An 18207-nucleotide genomic window follows, 5' to 3' on the forward strand; every position below is an offset into this window, starting at 1 on the left:
GATCAGCCGCCCAATTCACGCCCCTGGATTATTGGCCGCTATAGGTCGGCACCGGCAGTGTATTCGATGTCGGCGCGCTCAGCGGCGGGTTCGCGGTATAGTTCAGCTCACGCTCGGTCAGGGCGCCGGGCTGAAAGGGGGCGATGTCATTGTAACGCGAGCACCCCGCAAAGCTTGCGGTGACCAGCAGGCCAAGGCCCATGACTAGCAGCGTCTTTTGCATCACTTGCGCCCTTTATCCTTGGCAACGACTGTCTTGGCCGGTCTTTTACCCGACTGCCCCTGCCCCGTCACCCCTTGTTTGTCCCCCTGTTTCGGATCACGCGAAGCGCCGCCGGAAAACAGGATTAACCCCGCCGCGCCTGCGAAAATCGCGATATCGGCGACGTTGAACGCATAGGGATTATCAAAACCGGGAAAGGACATGTTCAAAAAGTCCGCGACGGCACCATAGATCAGCCGGTCGACGACATTGCCGATGGCACCGCCCACCAAAATACCGGCCGAGACGCGCGCGAGGGGTTTTTCATCCCCCCGCCGCATCCACCACAGCACCACGCCAGAGATGACAATGGCCACCGCAATCAGCAGCCATTTCAGATCCATGCCGTGGAACAGGCCGAAGTTCACGCCCTGATTCCATGCCATCCTGAGGCGCAGATAGGGCGGCCAGATATCAATGCTGCCGTGCCAGATCAGGTTCATGCGGTGCAGGATCAGGTATTTACTGACCTGATCGACCACAAAGACCCAAAATGCGGACCACAGAACCAACCGCATCTTAGTGCCGGAAATGCCGCATGCCGGTCAGCACCATCGCAAGACCCGCCTCATCCGCCGCCGTGATCACATCGGCGTCGCGCATCGAACCGCCCGGCTGCACCACAGCCACCGCGCCCGCCGCCGCTGCGGCCAGCAGGCCGTCAGCAAAGGGGAAGAACGCATCGGATGCAACGACCGCGCCCTTGGCGGGGGATTCGGGCAGGCCCAAAGCCTCGGCCATATCCTCGGCCTTGCGGGCTGCAATGCGCGAGCTGTCGACGCGGCTCATCTGGCCTGCGCCAATGCCGACGGTCGCTTGGTCTTTTACATAGACGATGGCGTTGGATTTCACATGTTTGGCGACAGTCCATGCGAACAGCAGATCCGCCAATTGCGCATCCGAAGGCGCAGCCTTGGTCACGACCTGCAGATCGGCGATGTCGATATGACCGACGTCTTTGTCCTGCACCAACATGCCGCCCGCCACTTGGCGATAGGCCAGTTGCGGCGCTTGCGGGTTGGGCAGGCCGTCCGTCACCAACAGGCGCAGGTTCTTTTTGGCGGCAAAGATGGCGCGGGCCTCATCCGACGCGCCGGGCGCGATGACGACTTCGGTAAAAATCTTGACGATTTCCTCGGCGGTGGCGGCGTCCAGCGGCTGGTTCAGCGCGACAATCCCGCCAAAGGCCGAGGTGCGGTCGCAATCATAGGCCTTTGTATAGGCCTCGGCCAGCGTCGCACCGCGCGCCACGCCGCAGGGGTTCGCATGTTTGATAATCGCAACAGCAGGGCCGGATGCGGGATCAAACTCGGCCACCAGTTCGAACGCGGCGTCGGTGTCGTTGATATTGTTATAGGACAGCTCTTTGCCCTGCAGCTGCTGCGCGGTCGCCACACCCGGACGGTTCGAGCCATCGAGGTAAAAGGCAGCCGATTGGTGCGGATTCTCGCCATAGCGCAGGGTCTGGGCAATCTCGCCGGCAAAGCTGCGGCGGCGGGGGGCCGCCTCGCCAATCGCGCCAGCCATCCAGGTCGAGACAGCGGTGTCATAGGCGGCGGTGCGGGCATAGGCGGTCTGGGCCAGACGCTGACGGAACGCCAGCGAGGTTTCGCCCGCGTTCCCCTCCAGCTCGGCCAGCAGGGCATCGTAATCGGCGACATCAACGACGACATTGACGAAAGCATGGTTTTTCGCGGCGGCGCGGATCATGGCGGGGCCGCCGATGTCGATATTCTCGATCACCTCGTCATAATCGGCACCGCGCGCGACGGTGGCCTCGAACGGGTAAAGGTTCACGACCAACAGGTCGATCGGGCTGATCCCATGCTGTTCCATCGCGCCCTGATGTTCGGCATTGTCGCGCAGGGCCAGCAGGCCGCCATGCACCATCGGGTGCAGGGTTTTCACGCGGCCGTCCATCATCTCGGGAAAGCCGGTGATTTCGGCGACGTCTTTCACGGGCAGACCCGCCGCGCGGATCGCGGCTGCGGTGCCGCCGGTGGACAACAGTTCAACGCCGCGCGCCTCTAGCGCACGGGCAAGGTCGATCAGGCCGGTTTTATCCGATACCGACAGCAGCGCACGGCGCAAAGGTTGAATATCCGTCATCATAGTCCCCATTAGCCAGTCGCGCGGCCCAATGCCCAGCGCATGCGCGTCGCATAGGACATTGCGCGCCCCATTAAAACCACCTGTTGCGTACTGCGCGGGCTTGCCACACCATTTTCAACATAGACCGAGGGCTCGACCGTCATCCGCGCCTGCCCATCATGCGACAGCGCCCAAACCTCGCCACTTTTCAGTACAAGGTTCAGCACCAGCGGGTCGTCCTGCGGCACGACGGTCACATCGGGATGCAGGTGAAAGCGCAAGGCAAAGTCAACGCCGCGTCCGCCCGACAGCACCAGCGCGCGGTCGAACCGGGCCTGATCAGCGGCATCGATGGTCATCAGCATTTCCTCGGCCATGACCACGCGACCGGCGATATCGACGTCGATCTGGCGGGCATGCACAAGCCCATGGGCCGCGCGCCAACCATCGTGCCCCAGCTCTAGCCGCGTGCCGCCGTCCATCGGGGTGCGGGCATACATGACCTCGGCCGGTTTCGCGCCGCCCTCGAGCACAAGGGTCGAATGGCTGGCCGCGCCGCGCCCGGCCTGCCGCCAATCGGTGCCAAAGGGCGATCCATCGCCACAAGACGTGACCAGCAGCCGCCGCCCGACAGAAATTTCAATCGCCGTGGCCGAGGCATGCCCCCCCGCAGGTGCGGGCGCCGCATCGGCGATCAGCACCAACCGCCCCGCAGAGATGCGGGCAAATCCCATATGCAGCCGCGCCCCTGCCGGCGCACGCACGCCAGCCTGCGCCAGCGCCGCATCCAGCGCCACCGGATTGCCGCCATTGCTGCCTTGCAACCGCGCCAGCGTCCCATCGCCGTGCCGCAGGCCCCGCAACAACGGTGCCATCACCTCGATCACGTTTTGCAATGCGGGCGGCATGGCCTGTCCGGTCGCATGCAGCCGGACCGCAACACCCACGATATCGCAAAACAGCACAGCGGCCTCGGCGGGGTTGCGCGAGGCGATCTGCCCCTCGCGCCCCACAACATCCGACAGCGCGCGCAAAAATGCGGCCTCGGCCTTTGGCCGCAGGCGCGACAACCCGTCCAGCGCCAGCAGCGCGGCATTCAGTCCCGCCAGCGTGCTGACGCGCCCCTGCCCGACCGGGACGAACTGCCATGCACGGGCCAGATAGATCGTTTGCCGCGCAAGGCTTTGCATGAAGTTGCGCTGTGCGGGCCCTTGCATGCCTTGCAGCAGGAACTCGGCATGGTGCAGCCAGTTCATCAGCCGCCGCGCGGTCGATTGCGGTGTCCAGCCCTCGCCCCGACCAAAGCGCGCGATCCAGTCCCAGACCCAGGCCTGCGCACGGGCGCGGGCCTTTTGATCGCCAAGGGCGGCCAGATCATTCAGCCAGTCGCATTCCTGCAATGCCGCGCCATAGAGCTTGTTATGCCAGATGGATGCGCCCAGCACCTCGACCAAGCGGCCGTCCAGCACGAATTTACCGTCCAGAATCTGCCGTCCGCGATCTGCCTCGCCCATGGTGGCGGGTTCGGGAAACGCGGCAAAGCTTGGCACCTTGCGGCCCCGCCCAGCGCGGCGCGCGTAAAAGCGGTTCAGGAAGGCCTCTCGGGCGGTCCAATCGGGAATGGCGGTCACGCGGGCGGCCTCGTCTGCCGGCTGCCTACGCAGCCGCTAATCGGGATTCGGAACGACAATACTGTCAGGGCCAAGGGCTGTCACGCCCGCCCCGCCGCAATTGTGCTAGGGCGCGCACAGCACCGCCATATAGAAACCGTCCATGCCGCCAAGGCTGGGCCAATAATCGGGCCGCAGACGCACACCGCCCTCGGGGCTGATCCAGTCTGCCTCGATTTCGGGCAGTTCGGGCGGGATGACGCGCAGACCGGGATGGCGGGCCAGCGCCTCCTCAACCTGCACCTCGCCCTCATCGGGCAGTAGCGAGCAGGTGCAGAACAACAGGCGGCCGCCGGGGTTCAGCAAGCGCAGTGCGTGGTCGATCATCTGGGCCTGAAGCGCGATCAGGCTGCCAATCTCGGCCCCGTCGCGGGCAAAGGGCAGATCGGGATGGCGGCGGATGGTGCCGGTGGCGGAACAAGGCGCATCCAGCACGATGACATCCCAACCGGTGGTGGTGAATTCCAGCGCATCGCCCTGCACAATGGTCGCATTCAGATTGGTGCGGGCCAGATTCTCGGCGACGCGCTGCAGGCGGTTGGCGGACAGATCGAGGGCCGTCACCTCGGCCCCTGCGCTGGCAAGCTGCATTGTCTTGCCACCGGGGGCGGCACAAATGTCCAGCGCGCGCTGGCCGCGCAGATCGCCCAGCAACCGCACCGGCAGTGCGGCCGCGGCATCTTGCACCCACCACGCCCCCTCGGCAAAGCCCGGCAAGGTGCTGACCATGCCATGCCCGTCCAGCCGCACTGACCCCGTCGGCAACACCAGACCGCCAAGGCGCGCTGCCCAATCAGCCGTATCGCGCGGAATCGTCAGATCAAGGGGCGCGCCGCGAAAATGCGCGCGCTCGATGGCGTTGATCGCGCTATTACCCCAGGCCTCGCGCAACGGCTCGCGCAGCCAGTCGGGCAGTTGTGGCAGCGCCAGCTTGCCCCATTGCTGCGGCAGATCCGCGCCCTTGCGCAGCACGGCATTGGCAAGCGCCGCGAAATTCGCGGTGCGTTTGCCATCGGCCAGCAGCGTCACGATATCATTCACCACGCCGTGCGGGGCCGCGCCTTCGGCAATCTCAACCACACCGAGGCGCAGGGCGTTTTGCACCTGCACGGGCGGGCGTTTTTTCAGATGTGGTTTCAACCAGCGATCCGCGCGGCTGGCGGCACGCAGCACCGAGGTCGCCAGCCGCTGCGCACGGGCGCGATCCGGCGGCGAGAGCGGATCAAAGATCGCGGTGCATTCACTGAGTAGCCTGTGGTCCACAGTCACCGCATTCAGCAAGTTCAGGGCTGCACGGCGGGGGATCAGGCTATCGCTCATGGGGTCTCGGATGGGTTGTTGCGGATGTTATCGGGCGTATAACAGCATATAGCAGATAACCGAAAGGTCGCGAGATGGCTGATACCACGGAATTGCCTGAAGCCGCCAAGCGCGCCTTGGCCGAGGCTGCCGCACGCCGCAAGGCGCTGGACGAGGCCGCCGCCGCAATGGCCCCCGAACTTGGGGGCCGCGACGGGCTAGAGCCGGTGCGCTATGGCGATTGGGAAAAGAAAGGGCTGGCCATAGATTTCTAGGCCAACCCCCTTGGGAAAAAACGATTTTTACCCCGCGACAAAGGCCCTGACGGCGTCCCCTTCGCGGGCAGAGATTTCGTGCCCGCCCTCGTGCCAGAACAGATGCAGATCCGCGCCGCACTGGGTGTAATATTGCGCAAGGCTGGCGGTCCTTTCGCGCGGACAGATCATGTCGGTTTTACCGGCCGTGATCAGCACGCGCCGCCCCGTGAAATCGCGCGCAGGCGGAGTGAACGGGATCAGCGGGTGCAGCAAGATCAGATCGTCGATCAGATCGGGCCGCTGAAACGATAGCGCCGCCAAGATATTGGCACCATTGGAATAGCCCAGCGCCGAGATGCGTGTCGCCTCTGTCTGGGCGCGCTCGTCGTCGATGAACGCGCCCAGCTTATCCGTCGCACGCGCCAGATCATCCATGTCATAGCGCCCCTCGGACAGACGCTTGAAATAGCGCAAGGCCCCCGATTCCGAGACATCGCCGCGTGGCGAGGTGATATGCGCGCCGGGCAGCAGGCGCTGGCCAAAGGCGTGGAACTGTTCCTCGGTGCCGCCGGTGCCATGCAGGGTCAGCAGCAGGCGGGGTTCATCCCCCGCACTGCGCAAAGCGTGATAGGTCATTCATTCCTCCATGTGCGGCAAGGCGGCAGCAATCTGATCGCGGTGCGCCTCGAATTTCGGGGGCAGGATCAGGTTCTGGCCCAGCTGTGCGCTATCCTCGTCCACATCGAACCCCGGCCCATTGGTCGAGATTTCAAACAACACGCCGCCCGGCGTGCGGAAATAGGCGGCTTGGAAATAGTACCGGTCGATCGAGGGCGTGACGCCCCAGCCGGTATCTTCCAGCGTTTTACGCACCTCCTCATGGGCGATCAGGTCGGGCACGGCAAAAGCGATATGGTGCACGGTGCCCGCGCTTTGGCGGGCGCGCTCGATGGTTGGTAGCGTTTCAATGTCGATGATCGCGGCATGTTCCCCGTCGGGCAGATGCAGGCGGGTGACAGCGCCGTTGCTCTCAAGGTCTTGATATCCCATGAAATGCAGCAGCTCGCGCGTGGCGCCCGAATCTTTCAGCCGGAGGCTTGCGGAATGAAAGCCGCGGATCGCCATATCTTCGCCGACCCCGCTCCCCGTCCAAGGCGCGCGGGGGTCATCCCCCTCGATCAGCGCAAAGCTATCGCCGTCAGGCGCGGTAAACGCGACCAGCGCCGCGCCAAACGATTGGCCAAAGGCGATATCCGTGGCCCCGCCCAACGCCAGCCGATCCGCCCAAGCACTGAGGCTGCCCTTTGGCACGGTGAAATTGGTCACGCCCACCTCGCCCGTGCCGCGCCGACCGGGGCGGGCATGGGGTATGGGGAAAAAGGTCATCGCCGAGGCCTGATCCCCCAGCGCGTTCCCGTAATACAGGTGATACATATCGGGCGCGTCTTGGTTCACCGACTTTTTCACGCGGCGCAGGCCCAGGGTGCGGGTGAAAAACGCATTCGTGCGATTGGCGTCGGACGCCAAGGACGAGATGTGATGCAGGCCTTTGATCTGGGTTAGCATGATGCCCCTCCATAAGATGTTGAGGGGAATCTAATCCATTCGCGGCCCGCATAAAGCGCAGCCCCGACAGAGGGGCTGTGCGCTGCTGCACATTAATTCCAGTCAGAAATCGCTTTTTCGATCAGGAATTCATTGATACCCCAGATGCCGCCTTCACGCGCCGTGCCCGATGATTTGACGCCGCCAAAGAAGGCGCCATCGCCAAGGCTGCGATAATTCATCTCGATCATACCGGCGTTCAACTGCAACCCAAGGCGGCGGGCGCGCGCCTTATCAGCGGTCTGGACGTAATTGGTCAGGCCGTATTCGGTGTCATTGGCGATCTGGATCGCCTCCTCCTCGGTATCAAAGGGAAGCATGGACAGGACGGGGCCGAAAATCTCTTCCTTTTCAATGCGCATCCCGGGGCGGACATCGGCAAAGACGGTGGGGCGGATGAAATAGCCCTTGTTGAGCCCCTCGGGCAGGCCGGTGCCCCCTGCAAGCAAGGTTGCGCCCTCATCAATGCCGGATTGGATCAGATCTTGGATCTTGTCCCATTGCGCGCGGTTCACGACCGGGCCGATATGGCTGCCACTTTTGGCGGCGGGGGCGACGGTGGTTTCCTCGGCCGCCTTGCGCGCGACTTCCAAAGCGCGATCATAAAGGGGACGCTCGACCAACATGCGCGAGGGGGCGTTGCAGGACTGGCCAGCGTTGTTGAACATGCGGCGCACGCCTTTGGTGACGGCCTCCTCGCCCGCATCGGCAAAGATCACATTCGCACCCTTGCCGCCCAGTTCCAGCGTCACGCGTTTCAGCGTCTCGGCGGCGGTGCGGCTGATCGCCTTGCCCGCGCGGGTCGAGCCGGTGAACGAGATCATCGCGATATCGGGATGGCTGGACATCTGCGTACCGACCCCCGCCCCATCGCCATTCACCAGATTGAACACACCCGCAGGCACGCCCGCATCATGAACGAATTCGGCAAACAGCATGGACGACAGCGGCGCTTCCTCGGACGGTTTCAGAACCAGCGTGCATCCCGCCAGCAGCGCGGGGATCACCTTCAGCGTCACCTGGTTCATCGGCCAGTTCCACGGCGTGATCAGGCCGACCACACCAATGGGGTGTTTCACGATCCGCGTGCCGGGCGCCTCGGGCCCCATGTCATGCGCCCATTCCATGCGATCCAGGGCCGACAGGAACCCCTCGATATGTTCGGACACGCAGGGCGCCTGAGAGTTGCGGGCAAAGTCGATGGGCGCGCCCATTTCCATGCTGATCGCCTGGGCCATTTCCTCGGCCCGGATGTAATATTGCGCCAAAATCCGCTCGACATAGGTGCGGCGCAGATCCAGCGGCGTCACGGCCCAAGCGGGGAATGCCGCCTTTGCCGCTGCGACGGCTTTGTCCGTATCTACCTGATCACCCAACGAAATCACGGCGCAGGCCTCCTCGGTCGAGGGGTTGATCACCTGATGGTCGCGCGGGGCCGCAGGACAAACCCACTGTCCGCCAATATAGAAAGCGCGCTTCTCGATCATTTTATTCTCCTCAACTGGCGAACTATAGCAAAATATCCCTGCAGCGGGCGCTGGCTCCCATTTGGGCAAAAGCTATACTCGATCACGAGATAGGGCCCGCCCGCCCGACTGAAAGGAGTCCGATATGAGCCTTCGCATTAATGATGTCATTCCTGACCTAAGCGTAGAAACCGATCAAGGCACGATCAAGCTGCATGACTGGATCGGCGACGCTTGGGCCGTGATCTTTTCGCATCCCAAGGATTTTACGCCCGTTTGCACGACAGAATTCGGCGCCGTGGCGCAACTGGCCGATGAATGGGCCAAGCGCGGCACCAAGGTGCTGGGCGTTTCGGTCGACGGCGTCGAGGAACATGTGAAATGGAAAGCCGATATCGAAACCGTCGGCGGCGCGGCTCCGACCTTCCCGATTGTGGCGGATAAGGGTCTGGAGCTGGCCAAGGCCTTCGACATGCTGCCTGCCGAGGCCTATCTGCCCGAGGGGCGCACCCCCAATGACACGGCCACCGTCCGCGCCGTGTTCATCATCGGGCCGGATAAAAAGCTGAAACTGTCGATGATCTATCCGATGAATGTCGGGCGCAATTTTGCCGAAGTGCTGCGCGCGCTGAATGCGCTGCAAACATCTGCAAAGAATGGCATTTCGACCCCTGCGAACTGGGAAGCGGGCAAGGATGTCGTGGTGCCGCTGACCATCAGCGACGAAGATGCCAAGGCGCGGTTCGATAATTTCCAAACCGTCCTGCCCTATCTGCGCACCGCAAAACTGCGCGACTAGACCCTAGCCCGGCAGATCGACCGCCGTGATGGTCGAGCCTGCCGGGCCTTCCTCGACCGCAAAGCCCTGGGCGCGCGGCCCGAGGCCCGCAAAAAGCTGCACTTCGGTGCCGGTCATAAAGGTCTGTCCCGCCATCGCGGTGATCTCATCATAAAGCGCGGCGCGGCGTGCGGCGTCCAGATGGGCCGAGACCTCATCCAGCAGCAGAATCGGCGCGACGCCGCGATCCTCGGCCAGCGCGCGCCCATTGGCCAGCACCAGCGAGATCAGCAGCGCCTTTTGCTCGCCGGTCGAGCAATCGGCCGCAATCATGCCCTTGGCCTGCCAGATCGCCGACAAATCAGCGCGGTGCGGCCCCACCAAGGAACGCCCGGCCAGCAGATCGCGCGGGCGGCTCCCCTCCAGCGCATCCGCCAGCGCGGCCTCGTCCACGGGGCTTGGCCCTTCGCTTGTCAGGGTCAGATCGGCGGCGGGAAAGGCGGTATCGGCGCTGGCCTGCGCATCGCGCAGCCGCTCGATCAGGGCAAGACGGTTGCGGGTCATCTCGGCGCCGGATTTCGCCATGATCCGCTCGATCGCGGCGTACCAATGTGCATCGCGCACACCGTCTTTCAGCAGGCGGTTGCGCTGGCGCATCGCTTTTTCATATTCCAGCGCAAGCGCCGCGTGATCGGGGGCAAAGCTCATCACCATGCGATCAAGGAAACGGCGACGCCCCTCGGCGGCCTCGATCCACAGGCGGTCCATCGCGGGCACCAGCCAGACAATCGGCATGATCGCAGCCAGCGCCACCTGCGGCGCGGGCTTGTCATCGATGCGGACGGTGCGCGATTCCCCCGGGGCGGCGGCGGTCTCTACCTCGTGGCTCTCATGCAGCCGGGTCAGGCTGGCCTGCACTTTCCACCCGACCGACTCTGGGCGGCGGGCCAGATCCTCGGTCACGGCGCGGCGCAGGCCCCGCCCGGGGGACAGCAGCGAGATCGCCTCGATCAGATTGGTTTTGCCCGCACCATTGCTGCCGACAAAAGCGACAGGGCGACCATCAAACGCCAATTCCGCCCGTTTATGCGAGCGGAAATGCGAGAGTTTCAGGGCATTGAGTGCAAGTCCGGCCATGATGGCGCGTTAAACGCGCATCGGCATCACGACATAGACCGCCGATGTATCGCCGCCTTCGCGCATCAGGGCGGGATCGCCGGGACCGTTTAGCATAAAGACCGCATTCTCGCGATCCACCTGCGCGGCGATTTCCTGCAAGTATTTGGCATTGAACCCGATTTCCAGACGCTCGTCGGCATAGGCGACGACCAGCTCTTCCTCGGCGGCGCCCGTATCGGGCGATTGCACCGACAGCAGCAGGCGATCATCTTCCAGCGCCAGTTTCACGGCGCGCGAACGCTCGGACGAGACAGTCGCCACGCGGTCGACGGCCTTGGCGAATTCGGCGGCGTCAACCTCTAGCCTGCGGGTATTGCCGGTCGGGATGACGCGCGTGTAATCGGGGAAGGTGCCGTCGATCACCTTGGAGGTCAGGGTGATATTCGGCGTCGCAAACCGGATCTTGGTTTCCGAGACAGAGACCGCGATCAGCGCATTGTCGTCGTCGAGCAGCTTGCGCAGCTCGCCCACGGTTTTGCGCGGCACGATCACACCGGGCATCCCCGCCGCGCCATCGGGCAGCGGCGCATCAATGCGGGCCAGACGGTGGCCATCGGTGGCAACAGCGCGCAGCACCGGCCCCTCTTCGCCGGTGGCGATGTGGAAATAGACGCCGTTCAGATAGTAACGGGTTTCCTCGGTCGAGATCGCGAATTTCGACTTATCGAACAGGCGGCGCAGCAGCGGCGCGGGCGCGGTAAAGCTTGCCTCGAAATCAGCCGAGGCCATCGCCGGGAAATCCTGCTGCGGCAAGGTCGCAAGGGTAAAGGTGGAACGACCTGCGGCAATCGTCAGACGCTCGGCGCTGGGATCATAGGTGATCGCGACCAGCGCGCCGTCGGGCAGCTTGCGGACAATCTCGTTCAGCATGGCGGCGTTGACGGTTGCCGCACCGGCCTGCTCCACCATGGCAACCGCGCTGTCCTGCACCTCGATATCAAGGTCGGTGGCGCGGAACTGCACGGCGGCCCCTTCGGCGGCGATCAGCACGTTGGACAGGATCGGGATCGCGTTGCGCCGCTCGACAACCGACTGCGCTTGGGCGACGGCCTTCAACAGGGCGCTACGTTCGATACTGAACTTCATATGCTTGCTCCGAAAACTTGTCAGGGCGACCTTAGCGCAATGGCCGCCGGGCGCAAGGCGCGGCTTAGGGTCAGGGCCTGTCTCAGGCCTCCAGCGCGCGTTTCAGCACCTTCAGATCATCGGCCATCTGGCTGTCCGACGAGATCAACTGTTCGATCTTTTTCACGCCATGCATGATGGTCGTGTGATCACGCCCGCCAAAGTGGCGGCCAATCTCGGGCAGCGAGCGGCTGGTCATCTTTTTCGACAGATACATCGCCACCTGACGCGGACGGGCAAAGGCGCGGACGCGGCGGGGCCCGACCATATCGGCGATGCGGATGTTATAATGCTCGCAGACGCGGCGCTGGATGTCCTCGACCGTCACCTTGCGTTCCGAGGCGCGCAGGATATCGGCGAGACAATCCTGCGTCAGCGCGATGCTGATGGATTTATTCACCAGACCCGCAAAGGCGAACAGACGCGTCAGCGCGCCTTCCAGCACGCGAATATTGCTGCTGATGCGATGCGCGAGGAAGGGCAGCACATCCTCTTCCAGCACGACATGCGGATAGGCGGCAGCGGCGGTTTTGGCGCGCGATTCCAGCACCCCAAGGCGCAGGGTGAAATCCGACGGGTGCAGATCCACCACCAGCCCCGCCTGCAGGCGCGAGCTGATGCGATCATTGATATCGCGGATCTCGCCCGGCGCACGATCAGACGAGATGATGACCTGCTTTTGTGCATCGACCAGCGCGTTGAACGTGTGGAAGAATTCCTCCTGCGTCGATTCCTTGCCCGCGATGAATTGCACGTCGTCGATCATCAGCACATCGACCGAGCGCAGCATGGCTTTGAAATCCAGCGCCTTTTTATCGCGCAAGGCCGAGACAAAGCGATACATGAACTGCTCGGCCGACAGATAGAGCACGTTCAGATCGGGCTGCTGGCGGCGCAGCTCATGCGCGATGGCATGCATCAGATGGGTTTTGCCCCAGGCCGACGCCGCCATACATGAACAGCGGGTTAAAGCCGACCGGCCCGCCCTGCGCCACGCGGCGCGCGGCGGCATAGGCCAGCTCGTTGGATTTGCCGACGATAAAGCGGTCAAATGTATAACGCGCATCCAGCTGGGCGGCAGGGATAGCGTTGGATTTGGCGGGCGCAGGCGCGGCCGGAGCCTCGGGGGCGGCAGGCTCGGCCAGACGGGCGGCACCGCCCACACGGCGCGGGGTGGCCGCGCGCAGGCCCCCGCGCAGGCTGGGACGCGCCGCTGCAGCGATAAAGCCCAAACGCTGCACCTGAATGCCAAGCCGGTTCAGATGATACAGGATCAGCTCGCCAAAATTGGTCGAGACGTAATTGCCAATGAAATTCGTCGGCACCGAAAAGGTCGCAACGCCATCCGCCAAGCTGTCCAGCTCAAGCGGCGCAATCCAGTTGGTAAAGTTGTTTACCCCAACAGCAGCTTTCAGGTTGTCCTGAACCTGCACCCAACCGGCCTTCGTCATGCGCGCCCCCCATCGTGACATCCATGGCCCTGCCCTGCCGGCACAGCCCCATCGCAACGTCACCCAAGGGCGCCCCTGCCTGCCCCAAAGGGCTGACAGGTTGACGCAAACAAAAACCCTACTGCCCGCCCGAAAGGCGGCCATTGGCCTTGCCACTTATATGCCAGCCCGAAGACCGGCCTATATGCACCCTCTCCTCTGGCAGGAGGAGCGGGCTGGTCGGCAGCCTCTGATTGGCCAACAGGCAACAGGATATCGCTCGCGGTCAAACGACCACGATCATGCCCTGCAGCATGTCGGTCCCAAATCGGGAGGCGCTTCCCATGTTTCCCCAGAAACGACGTGAATCGCTTGGTGAAATTAGCGGGGGTTCGGCCTTGGGTTCAACCGAACAACGCGCTTGACAGGCCGCCTTGATCGCCCGAATCCGCCAGGCTTTTGAATCCCACGGATTCTTTGTCACTGCTGTGTCACATTGGACCAAGGGGGCACGAAAGATTAACCGACACCCACGTCAAAACTTGACGCTATGGGCGGTAGATTCGGGCGCGGCGACCACAAGAACCCCTTGGAACAAAACGAGATTTCCTCAAAGGGTTGGGAATCACTGAAAAAACCTTGCGGAAAGCAAAGATGAACCATGACCAAAGAAAAAGGCGCGCCAAAGCGGCGCGCCTTTCATCATTCGTTCACAATTCCGGCGATCCGTTAAGGATCTGCGCTGGATTATGCGGTTGCCAGTGCTTTCACACGAGCGGCCAGACGCGACACTTTGCGCGAGGCGGTGTTCTTGTGGAAGACGCCTTTGGTCACGCCGCGCATCAGCTCGGGTTGGGCGTTCTTCAGCGCTTCGGCTGCAACAGCCTGATCGCCCGAGGCCAGAGCCTCTTCAACCTTGCGCAGGTAGGTGCGGATACGCGAACGGCGCATCTTGTTCACTGCAAAGCGAGCCGCGTTCTGACGGGCGCGCTTGGCGGATTGGGGCGTATTTGCCATGTTATCTCGATCCCGTCTGGGCTAATTCATCTGAGGACGTGTCCTTAGGCCCGAGTGGCAGGCAAGTCAACAGGGGCAAGGCCGTTGTTTTACGCAATAGGCAGGAATCTTGTGCTTTCAGCGATGGATGGCCTGACAGAGCGGGCAGAAAAAGCTGGAACGGCCCGCTTGGACGATTCGTGCCACCGTGCCGATACAGCCCGGCGTGCTACAGGGTTGCCCCTCGCGGCCATAAACCTGGAAGGCATGCTGGAAATAGCCCAAAGTGCCGTCGGTCTTTTGATAATCGCGCAAGCTCGAGCCGCCAGCACGAATCGCCTCGTCCAGCACATCGCGGATCAGGGGGACGAGGCGATCGGCCTCAAGCGCGGTCAAATCCCCCGCAAGGCGCGCGGGGTGGATGCGGGCGCGAAACAGGACCTCGCAGACATAGATATTACCAAGGCCCGCCACGATATGCTGGTCCAGCAGCGCCGATTTGATCGGTGTTTTGCGCCCCGCAAGTCGCGCCGCCAAATAGGCGGGCGAGAAATCATTGCCAAAGGGCTCGGGCCCCAGCACCGCAATCAGCGGGTTCTGATCGACGGCGTCTGTCGCCATCAGATCCATCGCCCCAAAGCGACGCGCGTCGTTAAAGGCGATCCGCGCGCCCCCTGCCATGTCCAGCACCACATGGTCGTGCTTTTCCGGCAGCGCCCGCGCATGTTCATATTCGCCGATCATCACGCCCGAAATCAGCATCCGCCCCGACATGCCCAGATGGATCAGCAGCGTCTCGGCACTGTCCAGATCGGCAAGGATGTATTTCGACCGCCGCCGCAGCGACAGCACGCGCTTGCCCGTCAGGCGCTGCGCCATATCGGGTGGAAACGGCCAGCGCAGATCGGGACGGCGTACATCGGCGGCTGCGATCACCTGCCCCTCCATCACCGGCAAAAGGCCGCGGCGGACGGTTTCAACCTCGGGCAGTTCGGGCATGGCGCATTCCTGTCTATTGGCCCGTGAACATAGGCGCGGGGGCACGCGGGAACAAGCATTTGCCTTGCCCCCCCGCAGCGGCTATCCCCTTAAGCAGCACAAGATAAGGCGCGGGCCCATGGCAACGGATGATCAAAAGACCACCCATTTCGGTTTTCAGAACGTGCCAGAGGGCGAAAAGTCCGGCCGCGTGCAAGGGGTGTTCCGCTCGGTCGCCAGTAAATACGACATTATGAACGACGTGATGTCGGTGGGCATCCACCGGCTGTGGAAAGATGCGATGATGGACTGGCTGGCGCCGCGCGCAGGCCAGCGCCTATTGGATGTGGCGGGCGGCACGGGCGATATCTCGTTCCGGTTCCTGCGGCGCGCGGGCGGCGCCCATGCCACCGTGCTGGACCTGACCGAGCCCATGCTGATCGCCGGGCGCCAACGCGCCGAGGCCGAGGATATGGCCGCGCAGCTGGATTGGGTGGTCGGCGATGCGATGGCCCTGCCCTTTCCCGACAACAGCTTTGACGTCTATACGATCAGCTTTGGCATCCGAAACGTCACCCGCCCCGAGGTTGCGCTGGCCGAGGCCTACCGCGTGCTGCGTCCCGGTGGGCGGCTGATGGTGCTGGAATTCAGCCAATTGCCGAACCCCGCGCTGCAAAAAGCCTATGACCTTTATTCGTTCAACGTGATCCCCCGCATGGGCCAGATCATCGCGAATGACCGCGACAGCTATCAATATCTGGTCGAATCGATCCGCAAATTCCCCGATCAAGACACGTTCCTTGGTATGATCCGCGCGGCGGGCTTTGAAAACGCCGCCTATCGCAATCTGTCACTGGGCATTGCGGCGCTGCATTCGGGCTGGAAGATCTGACCTTGCGCGCGGTCCTTCATATCTGGCGGCTGATCCGCACCGGCGCCACGTTCGAGCGCACCGGCGCCATGTCGCAGGTGCTGCACGCGGTCGATGCGCCCCGCCCGTTGCGGATCGCGCTGCACACGCTGGCCTTTCCGTTTCGATGGCTGGGTTATCGGGGCGACCCCGCGCTGCCGCCGACCACCCGCGCGCTGACAGCGCTGGGGCCGGCCTATATCAAATTCGGTCAGATCATCTCGACCCGGTCGGATGTGATCGGATTTGATCTGGCGGCCGAGCTGCGCATTTTGCAAGACAGCCTGCCCCCCTTTGCGCTGGACGAGGCGCGCGTTGAGATTGCCCGCGAACTGGGCGCACCGGTTGATACGCTTTTTTCCGAGATTTCCCCCGCCGTCGCCGCCGCCTCGATCGCGCAGGTGCATCGCGCGGTGGTGCGCGAGACGGGCGAGACTGTCGCGATCAAGGTTCTGCGGCCCGGTATCGACAAGGCGTTCCGCCGCGATATCGACGCCTTTCGCTTTTGCGCAAAGCTGATCGAGACGCTGGCCCCCAAGGCCCGCCGCCTGCGTCCCAGCGATGTCGTCGATCATTTTGAAAGCGTCGTGCAGGACGAGCTGGACCTGCGGATCGAGGGGGCGTCGGCCTCGGAATTCCGCGCCAAGACCCATGACGATCCGATGTTCCATGTGCCAAAGGTGCATTGGGATCTGTCCGCGCGCCGCGTGCTGACCATGGAATGGGTCGAGGGGATACAGGCCGCCGACCTTCAGGCGATGGATGCCGCCGGGATCGACCGGGCCGCGCTGGCGCAGCGCCTGCTGCAGCAATTCCTGCGCCATGCGTTGCGCGATGGGCTATTTCACGGCGACATGCATCAGGGCAATCTGCGTATTGGGCCCAATGGTCAGATCATCGCGCTGGATTTCGGCATTATGGGCCAGCTTGATACCTATACGCGCCGCGTCTATGCGGAAATTCTGTATGGTTTCGTACAACGCGACTATCGCCGCGTCGCCGAGGCGCATTTCGAAGCGGGCTATGTCCCCGCCGACCGCGATATCGACGCCTTTGCCCGCGCGCTGCGTGCGATTGGCGAGCCGATTTTCGGGATGGACGCCTCGCGCATGTCGATGGCCAAACTGCTGTCGCAACTGTTCGATGTGACCGAGCGTTTCGGCATGCAGACCCGCACCGAGCTGATCTTGTTGCAGCGCACCATGGTCGTGGTCGAGGGTGTCACCCGCCATATCGATCCGCGCAGCAATATCTGGAACACCAGCGGCCCGGTGATCGAGGATTACGTCCGTGACAATATCGGCCCGCGCGCCTTCCTTGCCGATCTGAGCGAAGCGGCCAAAGTGCTGGCCCGCCTTGGACCCCGCCTGCCCGATCTGGCTGAACGTCGCGTGATCGCATTCTCGACCCCGCCGCAGACACAGGCGCCAAAATCGCGCCCCCTGTTATGGGCGCTGACGGGCGCGGTGATTGCACTTGTTGGCTTTACCCTCGGGGCGCTGCTGCACTAACCGCGCAGCGCCGTCACGGCGGATGGGCTGACGGCGACGCCGCCGCTGACGATCAGATATTGCGCCCCGCTTGCGGATTGGACCTCGCGCACGGTTGTATAAACCTCGGCCTGCTCTTGCAGGATCAGCGTATCGCCGACATAGCTTGCAACCTCGAACGTATAGAGACCTTCGAGCGCGGTGCCGCCGTCTGCGGTTGTGCCGTCCCAACTGACAGATTCCGCGCTGACCGGGATGGCAAAGCGGTGAACCTCTGTCCCATCGCTGGATTTCACCACCACTTCGGCCCGATCTGCCAAGGCCGCCGGGTTCGGTGACAGGGTCACGGGTGCGCCCTCATACGAGGCGGCTGCGGCGACCCGCACATCTTTGCCGATCCAGCCGGACATCGCGCCCAGATTGCCGATGCCCGTCTGTGCGATCAACTGGTTCAGCAATTGGTTGGTCTGGACCTGCTGCTCGACCCCGGAAAAAGTCGCAAGCTGCGCGGCATATTCGTTGGAATCAATCGGGTTCAGGGGGTCTTGGTTCTGCACCTGCGCAACCAGCATTTTCAGGAATGTCTCGAAATCAGACGACAGCGCCGCCTGCGTGCTGGTGGTGGCCGTATTTGCGGTTGTGGTTGGCGTGACGCCCGTCGTGGTGACCAT

At 63.2% G+C, this 18207-nt stretch carries 17 protein-coding genes and 1 pseudogene; 4 read left to right on the top strand and 14 right to left on the bottom strand.

All coding sequences use genetic code 11. The features are described from left to right. Window positions 1–28 precede the first annotated feature (28 nt). The 5 genes from KVU_RS10010 to KVU_RS10030 all read right to left on the bottom strand — a co-directional run bounded on the left by KVU_RS10010 (window position 29) and on the right by KVU_RS10030 (window position 5343). Window positions 29–223, bottom strand: coding sequence for a hypothetical protein (locus tag KVU_RS10010; RefSeq protein WP_014537968.1), 195 nt, complete (start codon window positions 221–223; stop codon window positions 29–31). Continuing rightward, on the bottom strand, window positions 223–780 hold the full coding sequence (gene lspA, locus KVU_RS10015) for a signal peptidase II (RefSeq protein WP_013385113.1): 558 nt from the start codon (window positions 778–780) through the stop codon (window positions 223–225). The genes KVU_RS10010 and lspA overlap by 1 nt, the downstream gene beginning before the upstream one ends. A 1-nt stretch (window position 781) precedes the next feature. Beyond that, window positions 782–2371: a bifunctional phosphoribosylaminoimidazolecarboxamide formyltransferase/IMP cyclohydrolase gene (gene purH / locus KVU_RS10020; RefSeq protein ID WP_014537969.1), complete on the bottom strand. Its 1590-nt coding sequence runs from the start codon at window positions 2369–2371 to the stop codon at window positions 782–784. 11 nt (window positions 2372–2382) lie between these two features. Continuing rightward, a complete protein-coding gene (locus KVU_RS10025; protein WP_013385114.1) occupies window positions 2383–3984 on the bottom strand; it encodes a heparinase II/III family protein in 1602 nt (533 codons plus the stop codon). A 105-nt stretch (window positions 3985–4089) separates the two neighbouring features. Continuing rightward, complete coding sequence (locus tag KVU_RS10030) at window positions 4090–5343, bottom strand: RsmB/NOP family class I SAM-dependent RNA methyltransferase (RefSeq protein WP_013385115.1); 1254 nt, start codon at window positions 5341–5343, stop codon at window positions 4090–4092. 74 nt (window positions 5344–5417) lie between these two features. Between KVU_RS10030 and KVU_RS10035 the strand changes: the two genes are divergently transcribed. Continuing rightward, window positions 5418–5597 carry a DUF1674 domain-containing protein gene (locus KVU_RS10035; RefSeq protein WP_013385116.1) on the top strand — a complete coding sequence of 60 codons (180 nt, stop codon included), beginning with the start codon at window positions 5418–5420 and terminating at the stop codon, window positions 5595–5597. A 27-nt stretch (window positions 5598–5624) separates the two neighbouring features. On the opposite strand, the gene KVU_RS10040 is transcribed toward KVU_RS10035, so the two are convergent. From KVU_RS10040 to KVU_RS10050, 3 genes are all read right to left on the bottom strand, one after another. After that, a complete protein-coding gene (locus KVU_RS10040) occupies window positions 5625–6215 on the bottom strand; it encodes an alpha/beta hydrolase (protein ID WP_013385117.1) in 591 nt (196 codons plus the stop codon). Continuing rightward, window positions 6216–7145, bottom strand: coding sequence for a VOC family protein (locus KVU_RS10045; RefSeq protein ID WP_014537970.1), 930 nt, complete (start codon window positions 7143–7145; stop codon window positions 6216–6218). 92 nt (window positions 7146–7237) lie between these two features. After that, entirely contained in the window at window positions 7238–8671 is a 1434-nt protein-coding gene (locus tag KVU_RS10050) for an aldehyde dehydrogenase family protein (RefSeq protein WP_014537971.1), read from the bottom strand. 124 nt (window positions 8672–8795) lie between these two features. Between KVU_RS10050 and KVU_RS10055 the strand changes: the two genes are divergently transcribed. After that, complete coding sequence (locus KVU_RS10055; RefSeq protein ID WP_013385122.1) at window positions 8796–9449, top strand: peroxiredoxin; 654 nt, start codon at window positions 8796–8798, stop codon at window positions 9447–9449. A gap of 3 nt (window positions 9450–9452) precedes the next feature. Here the strand turns inward: KVU_RS10055 and recF are convergent, their stop codons facing one another. The 5 genes and pseudogenes from recF to mutM all read right to left on the bottom strand — a co-directional run bounded on the left by recF (window position 9453) and on the right by mutM (window position 15157). Beyond that, the gene (recF, locus tag KVU_RS10060) at window positions 9453–10565 is read right to left on the bottom strand and encodes a DNA replication/repair protein RecF (RefSeq protein WP_013385123.1); all 1113 of its coding nucleotides are present in this window, start codon (window positions 10563–10565) and stop codon (window positions 9453–9455) included. Window positions 10566–10574: 9 nt separating this feature from the next. Beyond that, entirely contained in the window at window positions 10575–11693 is a 1119-nt protein-coding gene (gene dnaN / locus KVU_RS10065) for a DNA polymerase III subunit beta (protein ID WP_013385124.1), read from the bottom strand. Between the two features lie 82 nt (window positions 11694–11775). Further along, window positions 11776–13183: pseudogene (gene dnaA, locus KVU_RS10070) on the bottom strand (chromosomal replication initiator protein DnaA). 726 nt (window positions 13184–13909) lie between these two features. Next, a complete protein-coding gene (gene rpsT, locus KVU_RS10075; RefSeq protein WP_013385126.1) occupies window positions 13910–14179 on the bottom strand; it encodes a 30S ribosomal protein S20 in 270 nt (89 codons plus the stop codon). Window positions 14180–14296: 117 nt separating this feature from the next. After that, on the bottom strand, window positions 14297–15157 hold the full coding sequence (gene mutM / locus KVU_RS10080) for a bifunctional DNA-formamidopyrimidine glycosylase/DNA-(apurinic or apyrimidinic site) lyase (RefSeq protein ID WP_013385127.1): 861 nt from the start codon (window positions 15155–15157) through the stop codon (window positions 14297–14299). A gap of 118 nt (window positions 15158–15275) precedes the next feature. On the opposite strand from mutM, the gene ubiE reads away from it, so the two are divergent. Together ubiE and ubiB are read left to right on the top strand one after the other, a co-directional pair. Then, a complete protein-coding gene (gene ubiE, locus KVU_RS10085) occupies window positions 15276–16028 on the top strand; it encodes a bifunctional demethylmenaquinone methyltransferase/2-methoxy-6-polyprenyl-1,4-benzoquinol methylase UbiE (protein ID WP_013385128.1) in 753 nt (250 codons plus the stop codon). A 2-nt stretch (window positions 16029–16030) separates the two neighbouring features. Next, window positions 16031–17557, top strand: a complete 1527-nt coding sequence (gene ubiB / locus KVU_RS10090; RefSeq protein ID WP_013385129.1) for a 2-polyprenylphenol 6-hydroxylase — start codon at window positions 16031–16033, stop codon at window positions 17555–17557. On the opposite strand, the gene KVU_RS10095 is transcribed toward ubiB, so the two are convergent. Beyond that, the gene (locus tag KVU_RS10095) at window positions 17554–18207 is read right to left on the bottom strand and encodes a flagellar hook capping FlgD N-terminal domain-containing protein (protein ID WP_013385130.1); all 654 of its coding nucleotides are present in this window, start codon (window positions 18205–18207) and stop codon (window positions 17554–17556) included. The two genes, ubiB and KVU_RS10095, sit on opposite strands and share 4 nt — an antisense overlap.

Origin of the sequence: Ketogulonicigenium vulgare WSH-001 (assembly GCF_000223375.1) — a bacterium.
Taxonomy (GTDB): domain Bacteria; phylum Pseudomonadota; class Alphaproteobacteria; order Rhodobacterales; family Rhodobacteraceae; genus Ketogulonicigenium; species Ketogulonicigenium vulgare.

Coding starts and splice junctions, on each gene's coding strand:
- KVU_RS10010 (WP_014537968.1), bottom strand. CDS start 223: ATGCAAAAGACGCTGCTAGTCATGGGCCTTGGCCTGCTGGTCACCGCA.
- lspA (WP_013385113.1), bottom strand. CDS start 780: ATGCGGTTGGTTCTGTGGTCCGCATTTTGGGTCTTTGTGGTCGATCAG.
- purH (WP_014537969.1), bottom strand. CDS start 2,371: ATGACGGATATTCAACCTTTGCGCCGTGCGCTGCTGTCGGTATCGGAT.
- KVU_RS10030 (WP_013385115.1), bottom strand. CDS start 5,343: ATGAGCGATAGCCTGATCCCCCGCCGTGCAGCCCTGAACTTGCTGAAT.
- KVU_RS10035 (WP_013385116.1), top strand. CDS start 5,418: ATGGCTGATACCACGGAATTGCCTGAAGCCGCCAAGCGCGCCTTGGCC.
- KVU_RS10040 (WP_013385117.1), bottom strand. CDS start 6,215: ATGACCTATCACGCTTTGCGCAGTGCGGGGGATGAACCCCGCCTGCTG.
- KVU_RS10045 (WP_014537970.1), bottom strand. CDS start 7,145: ATGCTAACCCAGATCAAAGGCCTGCATCACATCTCGTCCTTGGCGTCC.
- KVU_RS10050 (WP_014537971.1), bottom strand. CDS start 8,671: ATGATCGAGAAGCGCGCTTTCTATATTGGCGGACAGTGGGTTTGTCCT.
- KVU_RS10055 (WP_013385122.1), top strand. CDS start 8,796: ATGAGCCTTCGCATTAATGATGTCATTCCTGACCTAAGCGTAGAAACC.
- recF (WP_013385123.1), bottom strand. CDS start 10,565: ATGGCCGGACTTGCACTCAATGCCCTGAAACTCTCGCATTTCCGCTCG.
- dnaN (WP_013385124.1), bottom strand. CDS start 11,693: ATGAAGTTCAGTATCGAACGTAGCGCCCTGTTGAAGGCCGTCGCCCAA.
- rpsT (WP_013385126.1), bottom strand. CDS start 14,179: ATGGCAAATACGCCCCAATCCGCCAAGCGCGCCCGTCAGAACGCGGCT.
- mutM (WP_013385127.1), bottom strand. CDS start 15,157: ATGCCCGAACTGCCCGAGGTTGAAACCGTCCGCCGCGGCCTTTTGCCG.
- ubiE (WP_013385128.1), top strand. CDS start 15,276: ATGGCAACGGATGATCAAAAGACCACCCATTTCGGTTTTCAGAACGTG.
- KVU_RS10095 (WP_013385130.1), bottom strand. CDS start 18,207: ATGGTCACCACGACGGGCGTCACGCCAACCACAACCGCAAATACGGCC.